The sequence below is a fragment of the Macrococcus animalis genome (genome assembly GCF_047425875.1).
GTDB classification, from domain to species: Bacteria; Bacillota; Bacilli; order Staphylococcales; family Staphylococcaceae; genus Macrococcoides; species Macrococcoides animalis.
Map to the genome: position 1 here is coordinate 2,028,578 of NZ_CP179727.1, position 14,134 is coordinate 2,042,711.

15 protein-coding genes, 1 riboswitch and 1 other annotated feature are annotated in these 14,134 nt (G+C 34.6%); all 15 genes read left to right on the top strand.

The window, feature by feature from the left end; all coding sequences use genetic code 11:
• The first annotated feature begins 91 nt into the window (after positions 1 to 91).
• Positions 92 to 262: riboswitch (Lysine riboswitch) on the top strand.
• A gap of 73 nt (positions 263 to 335) precedes the next feature.
• The 15 genes from ACMGE9_RS10710 (at position 336) to ACMGE9_RS10780 (ending at position 14,095) form a co-directional block, all read left to right on the top strand.
• Positions 336 to 1,829: an amino acid permease gene (locus ACMGE9_RS10710; protein WP_414042759.1), complete on the top strand. Its 1,494-nt coding sequence runs from the start codon at positions 336 to 338 to the stop codon at positions 1,827 to 1,829.
• 37 nt (positions 1,830 to 1,866) lie between these two features.
• Positions 1,867 to 1,991 (top strand) — a sequence feature (ribosomal protein L20 leader region).
• Between the two features lie 18 nt (positions 1,992 to 2,009).
• Complete coding sequence (infC, locus tag ACMGE9_RS10715) at positions 2,010 to 2,546, top strand: translation initiation factor IF-3 (protein ID WP_414042760.1); 537 nt, start codon at positions 2,010 to 2,012, stop codon at positions 2,544 to 2,546.
• Between the two features lie 12 nt (positions 2,547 to 2,558).
• Positions 2,559 to 2,759, top strand: a complete 201-nt coding sequence (gene rpmI, locus ACMGE9_RS10720) for a 50S ribosomal protein L35 (protein ID WP_414042761.1) — start codon at positions 2,559 to 2,561, stop codon at positions 2,757 to 2,759.
• Between the two features lie 30 nt (positions 2,760 to 2,789).
• Positions 2,790 to 3,149, top strand: coding sequence for a 50S ribosomal protein L20 (rplT, locus tag ACMGE9_RS10725; protein WP_414042762.1), 360 nt, complete (start codon positions 2,790 to 2,792; stop codon positions 3,147 to 3,149).
• 214 nt (positions 3,150 to 3,363) lie between these two features.
• Positions 3,364 to 4,107: a sirohydrochlorin chelatase gene (locus ACMGE9_RS10730; RefSeq protein WP_414042763.1), complete on the top strand. Its 744-nt coding sequence runs from the start codon at positions 3,364 to 3,366 to the stop codon at positions 4,105 to 4,107.
• Positions 4,076 to 4,501 (top strand): bifunctional precorrin-2 dehydrogenase/sirohydrochlorin ferrochelatase, encoded by a 426-nt coding sequence (locus tag ACMGE9_RS10735; RefSeq protein WP_414042764.1) that lies wholly within the window; start codon positions 4,076 to 4,078, stop codon positions 4,499 to 4,501. Before ACMGE9_RS10730 ends, ACMGE9_RS10735 begins: the two co-directional genes overlap by 32 nt.
• 44 nt (positions 4,502 to 4,545) lie before the next feature.
• On the top strand, positions 4,546 to 6,948 hold the full coding sequence (nirB, locus tag ACMGE9_RS10740) for a nitrite reductase large subunit NirB (protein WP_414042765.1): 2,403 nt from the start codon (positions 4,546 to 4,548) through the stop codon (positions 6,946 to 6,948).
• A gap of 2 nt (positions 6,949 to 6,950) precedes the next feature.
• Positions 6,951 to 7,265, top strand: coding sequence for a nitrite reductase (NAD(P)H) small subunit (locus tag ACMGE9_RS10745; protein ID WP_414042766.1), 315 nt, complete (start codon positions 6,951 to 6,953; stop codon positions 7,263 to 7,265).
• Entirely contained in the window at positions 7,253 to 8,275 is a 1,023-nt protein-coding gene (gene cobA / locus ACMGE9_RS10750; RefSeq protein WP_414042767.1) for a uroporphyrinogen-III C-methyltransferase, read from the top strand. The genes ACMGE9_RS10745 and cobA overlap by 13 nt, the downstream gene beginning before the upstream one ends.
• 33 nt (positions 8,276 to 8,308) lie before the next feature.
• Positions 8,309 to 9,673, top strand: a complete 1,365-nt coding sequence (locus ACMGE9_RS10755; protein ID WP_414042768.1) for a hypothetical protein — start codon at positions 8,309 to 8,311, stop codon at positions 9,671 to 9,673.
• A gap of 119 nt (positions 9,674 to 9,792) precedes the next feature.
• Complete coding sequence (locus ACMGE9_RS10760) at positions 9,793 to 10,419, top strand: TetR/AcrR family transcriptional regulator (RefSeq protein WP_414042769.1); 627 nt, start codon at positions 9,793 to 9,795, stop codon at positions 10,417 to 10,419.
• Positions 10,420 to 10,422: 3 nt separating this feature from the next.
• Positions 10,423 to 11,313 carry an ABC transporter ATP-binding protein gene (locus ACMGE9_RS10765; RefSeq protein WP_414042770.1) on the top strand — a complete coding sequence of 297 codons (891 nt, stop codon included), beginning with the start codon at positions 10,423 to 10,425 and terminating at the stop codon, positions 11,311 to 11,313.
• Positions 11,300 to 12,100 carry a hypothetical protein gene (locus ACMGE9_RS10770; protein WP_414042771.1) on the top strand — a complete coding sequence of 267 codons (801 nt, stop codon included), beginning with the start codon at positions 11,300 to 11,302 and terminating at the stop codon, positions 12,098 to 12,100. The genes ACMGE9_RS10765 and ACMGE9_RS10770 overlap by 14 nt, the downstream gene beginning before the upstream one ends.
• An 81-nt stretch (positions 12,101 to 12,181) precedes the next feature.
• Complete coding sequence (locus ACMGE9_RS10775; protein WP_414042772.1) at positions 12,182 to 12,814, top strand: MOSC domain-containing protein; 633 nt, start codon at positions 12,182 to 12,184, stop codon at positions 12,812 to 12,814.
• A gap of 75 nt (positions 12,815 to 12,889) precedes the next feature.
• Positions 12,890 to 14,095 carry a DUF819 domain-containing protein gene (locus ACMGE9_RS10780; protein ID WP_414042773.1) on the top strand — a complete coding sequence of 402 codons (1,206 nt, stop codon included), beginning with the start codon at positions 12,890 to 12,892 and terminating at the stop codon, positions 14,093 to 14,095.
• Positions 14,096 to 14,134: the final 39 nt, after the last annotated feature.

Sequence of the window (14,134 nt, forward strand, 5' to 3'; positions counted from 1 at the left end):
GAGTATGAAGCGTTTAATCATTTAAAGCATTGAATATTATGTTGAATTTTATTTCAATATGATGTATATTAGAAACTAACTTAATATTCCTCGTTGAGGTAGAGGTCGCACTGTTTATGAGTAGATGATGGATATGTCATACACGTAAACGAAATTTTTCGAAAGGAAACAGTGCCGAAGAAATAATGTGTATGAGCATTAATTTCTGGGCTAACATTTAATAGGTGTTAGACTGTCACGTTTGTGATGCGCTACTAAATTTTGATTATTACTTTTCAAATGAGTACGCGTATCATACGCGTACTCATTTTTTAAATTTGAAAGGAAGTCAGAATATGAATAGTGGTAATAATGAAGTACAAAGAAGATTGAAACAACGCCATATTTCGATGATTGCTATCGGTGGCTGTATCGGAACAGGTTTATTTATGACATCAGGTGGGGCAATCCGTGATGCAGGTCCTGGTGGAGCACTACTTGCTTTCACGATTATTGGTATAATGGTATTTTTCTTAATGACAAGCTTAGGAGAGATGGCAACATACTTACCAATATCGGGGTCATTTTCTACATATGCTACACGTTTCGTTGATCCTTCACTTGGATTTGCTCTTGGCTGGAATTATTGGTTTAACTGGGTTATCACAGTAGCAGCAGATGTAAGTATTGCAGCAAGTGTTATTAAATATTGGGCACCAATGGATTTCTTACCAGGTTGGGCATGGAGTTTAGTATTTTTAGCAATTATTTTATTTTTAAATACATTATCAGTACGTGTCTATGGTGAAAGTGAATATTGGTTTGCGATTGTGAAAGTTGTGACTGTTATTTTATTCTTAATTATTGGGGTACTAACGATTGTCGGAATTCTTGGTGGAGAGTTTATTGGATTTAGCAACTTTACAACCGGAAATGCTCCATTTTTAGGCGATAGTTTAACTGGTTCTTTCTTAACAATTTTAGGCGTATTCTTAGTTGCAGGATTTAGTTTCCAAGGTACTGAACTTGTAGGGATTACAGCAGGGGAATCAGAAGAACCTGAGAAGACAATTCCAAAAGCAATTAAACAAGTATTCTGGAGAATATTAATTTTCTACATACTTTCTATATTGGTGATTGGATTAATCATACCTTATACAAATCCAAACTTAATGGGTGGCGATAGTGTTGCGAAATCACCATTTACGCTAGTATTTGAAAATGCAGGATTAGCATTTGCAGCATCATTTATGAACGCAGTAATATTAACATCAATATTATCTGCAGGTAACAGTGGTATGTATGCTTCAACCCGCATGTTATATGCAATGGGTAAAGATGGCTTAGCATCACGTAAGTTTTCGGAAACAAACCATAAAGGTGTACCAATTCCAAGTCTTTTAGCGACATTCGTAGTTGTTCTAATTATTTTCTTAGTAGAACGCGTTGCAAGTGGAGCTTATGAATATATTGTTGCAGCAAGTGGTTTAACTGGATTTATTGCTTGGTTAGGTATTGCTATTAGCCATTATCGATTCAGAAGAGCATTTTATGCACAAAATAAAGATACATCTGTATTAAAATATAAAGCAATGTGGTTCCCATTTGGTCCGATATTTGCATTTATTTTATGTTTATTTGTTATCATAGGGCAAGATACAGATTTAATTTTAGGTGGGAAATTTGATTTAAACGGATTCTTAATCACATATATGGGAATTCCAATTTTCTTAGCCTTTTACTTTTATCATAAATTAAAATATAAAACGCGTAAGATTCCATTAACGGAAGTAGATTTATCACAAAATCATGATATGAGTGAATTTGAAAAAATAGATGTTGACTTATAAAATATGACCTGTTATACTAAAGTCTGTTGAATACGAAACGGACAAGTAGAAGCATCCCGCTTCTCGCCCTGAAGACGCCAAGAGCAGTTACAGGGTTAAATAACATGGTTAGACATGTCTATTTTTAGCGGGTGCATTATGCGCTCGCTTTTTTGTTTGTCTTCGTAAATCAAATAGGAGGTGTCAACCATAGCTAAAGATCAAACTCAAATCAATGACAAAATTCGTGCGAGAGAACTTCGTTTAATCGGTCATGATGGTGAACAACTTGGCGTTAAAACTAAGTTCGAAGCAATTGAAATTGCTGAACGTGTTAACCTTGATGTCGTGTTAGTTGCTCCAAATGCGAAACCGCCAGTAGCCAAAATTATGGACTACGGTAAATTTAAATTTGAACAACAAAAGAAAGACAAAGAAGCACGTAAAAATCAAAAAGTTGTAGTCGTTAAAGAAATTAGATTAAGTCCAACGATTGAGGATCATGATTTCAATACGAAACTTAAAAATGCTCGCAAGTTCTTAGAGAAGCAAGATAAAGTTAAAGTATCTATCAGATTCCGTGGTCGTGCAATCACGCATAAAGAATTTGGTCAACGTGTGTTAGAGAAATTTGCAGAAGAATGTAAAGATCTTGCGACAGTTGAACAAAGACCCAAGATGGATGGCCGCTCAATGTTCTTAATGTTAGCGCCAATCGTCGACAAAAAACAAAACTAGGAGGAACAAATCATGCCTAAAATGAAAACTCACCGTGGTGGAGCGAAACGTGTTAAAAGAACTGGTTCAGGGAAATTAAAACGTTCAAGAGCTTACACATCACATTTATTCGCAAACAAATCAACAAAACAAAAACGTGGACTTCGTAAAGCGTCATTAGTGTCTAAAGGCGATCAAAAACGAGTAGCACAAATGTTAACGTACTTAAAATAATAAAATTAGAAACACTGAGGAGGAATTATAATGCCACGAGTTAAAGGTGGAACAGTTACACGCGCGCGTCGTAAACGTACAATCAAATTAGCTAAAGGTTACTTTGGTTCAAAACATACATTATATAAAGTAGCAAAACAGCAAGTAATGAAATCAGGTCAATATGCATACCGTGACCGTCGTCAAAAGAAACGTGACTTCCGTAAATTATGGATCGCACGTATCAACGCGGCAGCTCGTATGAACGACATCAGCTACAGCCGTTTAATGAACGGATTAAAATTAGCTGAAATCGATATCAACCGTAAAATGTTATCAGAAATCGCTATCACTGACGAAAAAGCATTTGCTCAAATCGTAGAACAAGCGAAAGCAGCATTAAATAAATAATTTGCGTAGAGACTGTTGAACTTTTGTTCAGCACTAAGCTAAAGCCTTACCATTTCAGTTGGTAAGGCTTTTTTTGTACACATTTTTATTTTTTCTTATTGAATTGCTTGCAATAATAATTATATAGGGAACTCCCTATATATACATGAATGTGAACATATTCACATTAAATTACGTTATAATAAAAGAGTATTGTGAATTAGGGGGGATGTAAGTGCAAGGTATCATTTATATTGCGCATGGATCTAAAATGCCAGATAAAAATCAACTATTTCGAGATTTTGTTGATTATATCAAAAAAGGTAGAAAAGAGACTGTGCAACAACTCGCTTTTTTAGAAAAAGATGATGAGAATGTTCCAATTATTACACAGCGAATGATTGATTTAGGGGTAACAAAATTGCTCGTCATGCCTATGCTATTATTTCCAGCAATGCACGCAAGAGAAGATATTCCAGCACAGTTAGAAGAAGTATTGAAAAACTATCCACATATCACTTACGAAATTGCAGATTGCTTTGGTGATGAACCTGCTGTTTACAAAGTGTGTGAACGTATCGTTTCATGTTATAAAGATGAGATGGTACTCATTACAGCACATGGTAACAAGCGGTTCACTGAACCAGATGAGCGTTTAACAGCAATGGTAAAGATGATGAGGCAAGAGACTGGACAAGATTTAATACCTGCAATGCTTTATGGTGCATTAAGTTTTGAAGCGCAACTTAAGCAAATAGATAAAGAGAAAAAGATTGTAATCATGCCTTATTTCTTATTCGATGGTCATCTCGTACGTAAGATAAAAAGATTGAGTGAACCGTTTATTGAGGCGGGCTATGACATTACTTTTACGGACACGCTTGATTTGGATTTCGGTATGGCAGAAGCTGTGCTGAAAAAAATCGCAGAAGTTGAGGAGGATGCATATGTATCCAGTCATGTTGAACTTAAAAGATAAAAAAATACTTATAGTTGGTGGAGGCCGCATTGCCAAACGTAAAGTTACTGGTTTACAAGGTGAAGGTTCACAAATTACAGTAATGGCACCAGAAATTGATGCAGCGATTGAAGCGATGGATGTTGAATGTATTCCATTTCCATTTACGAAGCAAGACATTAGTCAATATGACATTGTGTTTATCGCAACGAATGTTGAACGTGTGAATCAAGAAGTCATGGAATGTGTGCATGCTAATCAGCTCGTGAATGATTGTTCAAATAAAGCGAATTCTAATTTCTTTAATGTGGCATCATTCAAACATGAGGGTATGCGTGTGATGATTTCAAGTGATGGCGCGAGTCCTGAAAAAAGTAAAAACTTAAAGCAAAAGCTTAAAGATGTATTAAAATAAATGATTTATTAAAAAATTACTGATATAGCAGAGGAGTAAATAACATGAAACAAAAATTAGTTATGATTGGTAACGGTATGGCAGGTATTCGTACGATCGAAGAAATCTTAGATCGTAATCCAGATTTATTTGAAATTACAGTCATCGGAGAAGAACCTTATCCGAACTATAACCGTATTATGCTATCAAATATTCTTCAAAAGAAAATGGATATTGAAGAAACAATTCTTAATGATTATGAATGGTACAAAGAACAAGATATCACTTTAATCAATGATGATAAAGCAGAATCAATTGATAGAGATAATAAAACAGTAACAACGAAAAAAGGTGTTACAGTAGCGTATGATAAATTAATCATCGCTACAGGTTCGACAGCATTCATGTTACCGATTGATGGTGTGAAATTAGAAGGTGTTGTCGGTTGGAGAACAATCAAAGACACTGAATATATTATTGAACAAGCACGTCACTTTAAAAAGGCCGTCGTTATTGGTGGAGGTCTTTTAGGTTTAGAATGTGCCCGTGGTTTACTTGATCAAGGCATGGACGTAACGGTTGTTCACTTAGGTGAATGGTTAATGGAAATGCAGTTAGATCGTAAAGCTGGAGAAATGTTAAAAGCAGATTTAGAAAAACAAGGTATGAAATTTAAGTTACAAGGGAATACCCAAGAAATCATTGGTAAAGATCGAGTGGAAGCGATTCGCTTAAGCGATGGTTCAGTCATCGAAACAGATTTAGTAGTCATGGCAGTTGGGATTCGTCCAGTAACAAAACAAGCACGTGCAGCTGAACTTGAAATTGGTCGTGGTATTGTCGTAAATGATTTTATGCAAACGAATGACCCAGACGTGTATGCTGTAGGTGAATGTGCTGAACATAACTCAAAAGTTTACGGATTAGTAGCACCACTTTACGAACAAGGTAAAGTATTAGCGGATCACATTACAGGTATTGAAACGGATGGATATCACGGTTCAACGACATTTACATCACTTAAAGTATCTGGCTGTGACTTATTCAGTGCAGGTAAGATTTATGAAGGTGAAAATACACGCGGTATTGAAGTATTTAATGGATTAGATAATGTCTATAAAAAAGTATTCGTAGAACAAGGTAAAGTTGTCGGTGCGGTACTTTACGGTGATACTGAAGAAGGTAACCGTTTCTACAATATGATGAAAAAAGAAGAAGCGATTGAAGAATTTACATTAGTTTCTTTACTTCACAAAGCTGGAGAAGTAGATGCAATCAGTGTTGAAACAATGGATGATGATGAAACAATTTGTGGCTGTAACGGTATTTCTAAAGGACAAATCGTTAAAGCTGTTCACGAAAAAGGTTTAACAACAGTTGCAGAAGTAACAGCGCATACTAAAGCAGGTGGTTCTTGTGGTAAATGTAAAGGTCAAATCGCTGACTTACTTGTTTACACATTAGGTGATAAGTTTGAAGCAGGTGGACCTACAGGTATCTGTGGATGTACTGAACTTTCTCGTGACCAAATCGTGACACAGATTCGTGCAAAAGGATTAAAAACTTCTAAAGAAGTGCGTCACGTATTAGGATTCAAAAACTTAGGTGGATGTCCAAAATGTCGTCCAGCAGTCAACTTCTACTTAAATATGTGTTGGCCAGATGAACATGAAGACGAAAAAGATTCACGTTATGCAAATGAGCGTTTCCATGCGAATATTCAAAATGATGGTACATTCTCAGTCATTCCACAAATGCAAGGTGGGGTAACAGATCCTGATCAATTAATTAAATTAGGTGAAGTTGCGAAAAAATATGATGTACCTTTAGTAAAAATTACAGGTGCGCAACGTATCGGATTATTCGGACTTAAAAAAGAAGATTTACCACAAGTATGGGCAGATTTAGGCATGCGCTCAGCATCTGCTTACGGTAAAAAATTACGTTCAGTTAAATCATGTGTTGGTAAAGAGTTCTGTCGTTTCGGTACACAATTTACAACATCTCTTGCAATTCGATTAGAATCAACATTCGAATACATTGATACACCACATAAATTCAAAATCGGTGTTTCTGGTTGTCCACGTAGTTGTGTAGAATCAGGCGTAAAAGATTTTGGTGTTATTGCTGTAGAAAATGGATTCCAAATCTTTGTTGGAGGTAATGGTGGTACAGAAGTTAAAGCCGCAACATTATTAACGACAGTAGCAACTGATGATGAAGTCGTACAATTATGTGGTGCAATGATGCAATATTACCGTGAAACAGGTATTTACGCTGAACGTACAGCACCATGGATGGAACGTTTAGGATTTGATAATGTGAAAGAAGTATTACTTGATCCAGAACGTCAAAAAGAATTATATGACCGCTTAATGGAAGCGAACAAAGCACGTCAAGAAGAGCCTTGGAAACAAATCGCAACAGATGAAGAAAAACGAAAAATGTATGAAGTGGAGCGCGTATAATCATGGAAAAAATCAAATTATTCAATGTAGCTGAATTAGAACCTCAAATCGGTAAAAAAGTATTTGTGAAAGAAGAAGAAATCGGTATTTTCTTACTTGAATCAGGCGAAATTAAAGCGATTGGTAACCGTTGCCCACACAAAAATGGTCCTTTATCAGAAGGGACTGTGAGTGAACATTATGTGTTCTGTCCATTACATGACAGAAAAATTAACTTAAATGATGGACAAGTTCAAGCGCCAGATGAAGCAGACGGATGTGTTTCAACATATAAAGTAGAAGTAGATAACGGTGAGTTATTTATATGGATGGACTAGGTAAAGTCGTATTTATAGGAGCTGGACCAGGAGACCCTGGTCTTGTTTCTTATAAAGCTATAAGACGTATTAAACAAGCAGATGTGATCATTTATGATCGACTAGTCAATCCAATATTACTCCAATTGTCAAAGCGTGAATGTGAACTTATTTATGTGGGTAAAAATCCTGATGTGAAGTATAAAGCGCAAGATGAAATCAATCGTATTATTAATGAAAAGGCTGCACTTGGTCATACGGTTGTTCGTCTCAAAGGAGGCGACCCAGGCATTTTTGGACGTTTATCTGAAGAAGTAGATAGTTTAGAAGGAAAGTATCTATATGAAGTGATTCCAGGCATTACAAGTGCGAGTGCCGCTGCCCTTTATTCAGGATTTCCATTAACAGACCGTGCACATGCACCGCATGTAACGTTCTCTACAGGACACTTACAAAAAGATAGTTTAAAAGAAATTGATTTCCAAGCACTTGCTAAAGGTGGCACATTAGCATTATATATGGGGATGAAGGCATTACCTGAAATTGTTGAAGTATTATCAAAAGATATGGATGCACATTTAAAGGTAGCAGTCGTCGGTAATGCGAGTTATGGGTATCAGAAAACAGTGATTGGTGATTTATCTACGATTAATGACTTAGTGATTGAACATAAAGTGACGCACCCAGCAATGATTATTATTGGTGATGTTATCAATGTACGTGAAGGATTATCTTGGTATGAAACCTTACCTGAGTTTGGGATGCGTAAGCTTGTTGTATCGAAAGGAAAGTTAGACATCGAGACCATTCTTGAAATGTATGATAATGGCGGTTTTTATTATGCAATAGATCAGTTAAATGATGATGACATCCAAGAGAAATATCAAACCATTCATTCAGAAATATTATCGATTCATGGATTTGATGAAGTCATTACTGATGATATGGAAACTGTGTCTTTACTTGAGTCGCAGTTTAATATTAAAATCAATCCATCAAAAATAAAAGTGAATGCAAGCTTGAACTCATAAGTTCAAGCTTTTTTATTAATAAGGAGTATAAATATGACTATAATCGAACAAAATGTATTTGATGTTTTACATAAGTTAAATGATACAGAAAGCGTTTATTTAGAGATGCTTGCTGAACGCGGCTTAAATATTAATCGTGATAGTATTCAAACGGAAGTTATATTACCCAATTTAGTTGAAGCAGGCATAATTGAAGCAACACACGGTGATATTTTCTTTATGCCAATTGAAATTATCAATGGTTATAATCAGCACATTCTCAACAATAAATTTCCTGAAATAAAGCCACCAACTGAAGCGGAAATCAAAGCAGAGCAAGTTGCATTTGATGCGAATATTTCAGGATATATCGAACAAATGGCAATGGAAGAACAAATTGATACAATGATTCAAACCCATGGTAACAAACCTTTAAAAGAACACTTAAATCATGTTGATATTGAGGATTTAAAGGCCATTGCTATGTTTTATCAAGTTGATATCCATGAAGATAAGCAAACACAAATCAATTTAATACATGATGCATTTTTCATAGACTTTACGATGCTTGATAAAATGCTGAAATATATGGATTATGAATTGCTATTAAACATCGAGAACGCATTACAATTTGACTATGATAACTTTACATATATGAAAGGTGCAACGCGAGAAATATTCTTATTTGCACATACATTTAATGAAATACTTTTTTTACCGAATGATGTTGCAGCCCATATTAAGAAATATCAAAAGCACTATGGCAACTTAAATGAAGAAATTGAGAAGATTAAATTTTACCGTGGGATATTGAATCTATACGGCTTTACACGTATTGATATTATGCAACAAGTCTATTTAAAGTTATATCAAGAAAAATTAACGCGTGACATGATTTTGAAAGACATTCAGACGTTCTTCCCTAATTTAGTGCCAAATATGAAAGGAAATTGGATTAAGCATGAACTCTATTCACATCAACAGCTTGATTTAGATGCGATGTTTAGTAGCATGGAATATTATATGCCAAATACAAAAGAAGCGGTGTATAAATTCGTCCAAAATGCATACGTCGAACCAAGTAAGAATACACGCGAACTAAAAGCAGAGTTAAAGCGAAATATGAAGGGTGAAGTGATATATAATCAGCAAGTTGAATCACTTTATACAGAAATCATTGAAACTTTCCGTGTAACAGATAGCTTTGAAACATCTTTTGAGTTTATTGCGGATTTAGGTGCTAAGAATATGATCAGTATTGTGCCGACTGAACGATTAACGCAACTTTTAAAAGCCGTTTATACCGAAGTAAGACTTTGGCGATTAGGTGGGAAAAAAGTGAGTGAAATGCCGGAGTTCAAACGTAATAAAATTCAAGTGGTGCAAAAGAAAAGTAAGAAGAAAAAGAAGAATAAATAGCTGATTTTTAAGTTAAAAGCTGCTCAATGGAGTAGCTTTTTATTTTTTGAATATTTATTGACCAATACGGTCAATCAGTTTATAATGATATTGACCAGATTGGTCAAAGGAGTGGAGTTATGAATGAAGCATTTTTAAAATTAGATGAAGAAAAGCAGCAAACGATATTAAACACATGTTTTAAAATATTTGCTGAACATGGTTATAAAAGGACGTCGACAAATGAAATTATTGCGGCAGCTGGTATTAGTAAAGGTATGTTGTTTTATTATTTCAATAACAAAAAAGCGTTGTTCCATACGTTAATAAAATTATCAATGGATTTCTCTGAAGAAAAGTTTTATGAACAATCGATTAATGATCCTGATTTTATTACAAGGATATCTAAATATACGAAAAAAAAGGCAGAATTGATGCACCGCTATCCAGATATGACACGATTTTTAACGCGTGTGTTTACTCAAGAAATAGATTTACTCAATGAAGAGGAAATGAATCGTTATGAAAAGATAAGAATAGAAGCATTTAGTGCAATTTACAAAGGCATCGATTTCTCGCTTTTTCGAGATGATATCGATCAACAAATATTGATGTTAATGATTCAAGATTCCATTGTTGGGTATGAGCAACGGTTGATGCCAAAAATAACGGATGAAATGATCCAAAACAATAATTACGACACGCTATTTAATGAATTTGAAGCATATATTGAAAACTTAAGAAAAGTCTATTATAAAGGGGTGTAAACGATGATTGAAGTAAAAAATTTAACGAAAAAGTTCGGTAACGACAAAGGCGTATTTGATTTAAATTTTAATATTGAACCCGGTTCTGTTTTTGGATTTTTAGGACCAAATGGTGCCGGTAAATCCACGACGATTCGTATGATGATGGGATTTATGCAACCGACTTCTGGGAGTGTAACAATCAATGGGATGGATGCTTTCAAAGATAGAGAGAAGATTCAAAAATCAGTAGGATATATTTCAGGTGAAATTAGTTTAATCAATGATATGACCGGTAAAGGCTATTTGGATTTTATGTTAAAAGCAAGAGGAATGAATGATACAACTAGAAAAGATGAACTCGTAAGAAGATTACAACTCGATGAAAAGGTTAAAATCGGTAAAATGAGTAAAGGGATGAAGCAGAAAGTAGCCATCATCCAAAGCTTAATGCATGAACCTAGTATTTTAATTTTGGACGAACCAACGTCTGGTCTAGATCCATTGGTACAGCAAATCTTTTTAGAATTAATCAATGAAGAGAAAGCGAAAGGGACTACCATTCTAATGAGCTCGCATAGCTTTACAGAAGTTTCTCGTACATGTGATATCATCTGTATCATTAAAGACGGGCGCATTGTTGACTTAGATAATATTGAACAAATTCAAACGAATGCGCGTCAGCATTATATCATTCAATTTAAATCAGAAACGGATGCCAAACAGTTTAGTGTGCTATTCCCGGATAGTACAAGAGATGGGGTTAATGTTCGACTTAATATTAAAGGACAAACCAACGATGTCATTCAACAACTGAGCAAGTTTAATATCGAGCATATCAATATTGAAAATGAAACACTCGAAGAAATCTTTTTACATTTTTATGATAGAGGTGAGCAAAATGACGCTATTTAATTATTATATGAAACAGTCACTGACCTTTATGATGTCATTTTTATTTGGCGCATTGATTTACTTACTGATGATCGTCTATATTTATCCAACGATTGAGAAGATGGATGGATTAGAAGAGATGATTAAACAAATGCCAAAAGAATTAAATGCAATCTTCAATATGAGTTCTGGGTTACAAGATATTAATCAGTTTATTGCGATGGAATACTACGGTATGATTTTTATTATTTTGATGTTGTGTTTTGCAATTATGTTGCCAAATAAACTGTTAGGCAAAGGGATAGAAGATAAATCCTTTGCGAATATTATGAACTTACCTTTCTCACGTATTTCTATCATGAGTCAAATTCAAGTTGCGGCAATCATTGCTCATGTCGTACTTGGAATTCTTATGGCGCTCGGTTGTGTTGGATTAATCAATTGGATTGTTGAAAAACCGGATTATAATTTTTGGGATTTATTTCACTTAAATGTATTAGGCACAATCGTGTTCTTAATTATTTGTCTATTTACATTAACGTGTATGCTTATATTTAGTGAAGTAAGACATGGCATACTTGTTGCGAGTTTTGTGGCACTCATTATGTATGGATTTTCAATTGGTGCAAAGTTAAGTGAAGACTTTGAATGGATGAAAAACCTGACGATTTTTAGTTTATATGACAGTGCTGAAGTCTCGAGTGGAGATGCAGATTTAATAATGAATTACGGCATCGCCATTGGGATTATTGCAGTTCTGTTTGCTGTAAATCTAATATTATTTAACCGTAAAAATTTAAATTTATAATGATAGCCATCCATATGGGTGGCTTTTCTTATTTTACTTGGTTGAAATGTTTGGGTAAACTATTTAAAAAGAGGTGATCATATGTATTATGAAGTGAAACGCATTTGTATTGGTAAAGTTGAAAAGATGAATGTGAATGGCAAAGGTAAGCGCACTGCTTATTACAAATATCCAATAGAAGGACCTACATTACTGACAGTGACAGGTTTTGTAGGAGACAATCAAGTGTATAAAGCGCATGGTGGCGTGAATAAGGCAGTGTGCTTATATGATTTCAATGATTATGCGTTATGGAAAGATTATATGGTGTTAGATACACCTTATACTTTAATGGGTGAGAATATTACAACAGTCGGTCTGGATAAAGATACGATTTGCATTGGTGACATATTTAAGCTCGGTGACGCACTGATTCAAGTGAGTGAAGGTAGAGGACCATGTAATACGATTGCTCAAGTCCATGGCGTTCCTGATATTGTGAAGATGATGTGTGCGAGTCGTGCTACAGGTTGTTATTTTAGAGTACTGGTTGAAGGGATGGTCGCACCTAATAGTCAATTGGAATTGATGAAGAAAGATGATATTGGCTTTACGCTTCATGAATTCAACACGTTAATATATGGTGATAAGAAAAATAAAGCATTGATTGAGAAAGCATTAAAGGTGGATGCATTGGCAGAAGAATATAAAGAAAAGTTTGCGAAAAGATTATAAAATATGAAATACTCTTCAATAATAAAGAATATTCTGATAAATTAGAAGTATATTATTTAATTGAGGGGGTTTTTTATGAAATCATTAATAGCAGCAGATGATGTAATGTCTTTATGGGCGATTATCGTTATCTTTAGTAGTTTAAGTATTTATTTAGAGTTGAAATTTAAATGGGCAGCGAAAATATCAGGTGCCATTATTGCTTTAATCTTAGCGTTGTTACTCTCTAATTTTAAAGTTATACCAACAGAATCAATAGTTTATGATCAGGTTTGGGGATTCATTATTCCACTTGCTCTACCGTTACTGTTATTTCAAATTGATATCAAAGCCATTTGGAAAGAAAGTGGTCGCTTACTCGGAATATTTTTACTCAGTTCAGTGGGTACGGTTGTAGGTACATTTGTTGCATTCTTTTTGCTTAAAAATCATATTCCTTATTTAGATAAACTGAGTGCGATGATGAGTGCGAGTTATATTGGTGGTGGTGTAAATTTCGCTGCCATGGCATTAAAGTTTGATCCACCGAAAGATGTGATTTCAGCTGCAGTTGTTGCAGATAATTTAATGACGGCCATATTTATATTAACGTTAATGGCAATACCGGCAATTCAATTTTTCAAACTTAAATTTAATACACCACATATTGATGAAGTAGAAGGTCAACATATTGCCGGGAGTGAAGATTATTTTAGTCGTAAAGAGATATCTTTGCTTGATATCGCATTAAATTTTGGGTCTGCGTTTTTCATCGTTGCAGTGTCGTTTAAATTATCTGAGTTGATGACACATATTTTTCCTAAATCGGACGACAATCTCTTATATGAAATGTTTACAGGCATTGTGACTGATAAATATTTAATACTAACGACGATTACATTTATATTACTGCTTTTATTCCCTAAGTTTTTTAAACGAATGAATGGGAGTAGTGAGTTTGGAACTTATTTAATATATTTATTTTTCTTTGTATTAGGAATTCCTGCGTCAATTCCACTCATTATTCAAACTGCACCTCTATTACTTGTATTCGTATTTATTATTGCGATGTTGAATTTGGTCATTAGTTTGATTGGAGGTAAATTAATTGGTGCGGACTTAGAAGAAATATTACTTGCGAGTAATGCCAACGTTGGTGGACCTACAACAGCTGCAGCGTTAGCAATCGCGAAGGGGTGGCACAAATTAATAGGACCTATATTAGTTGTTGGAACGCTTGGTTATATTATAGGAAACTATATTGGAACTGCAATTGGTATATTCTTAAGTAATTATGTGTAATATATAATAATATAAATGCTATTTTAAGGGGTTGTAAGC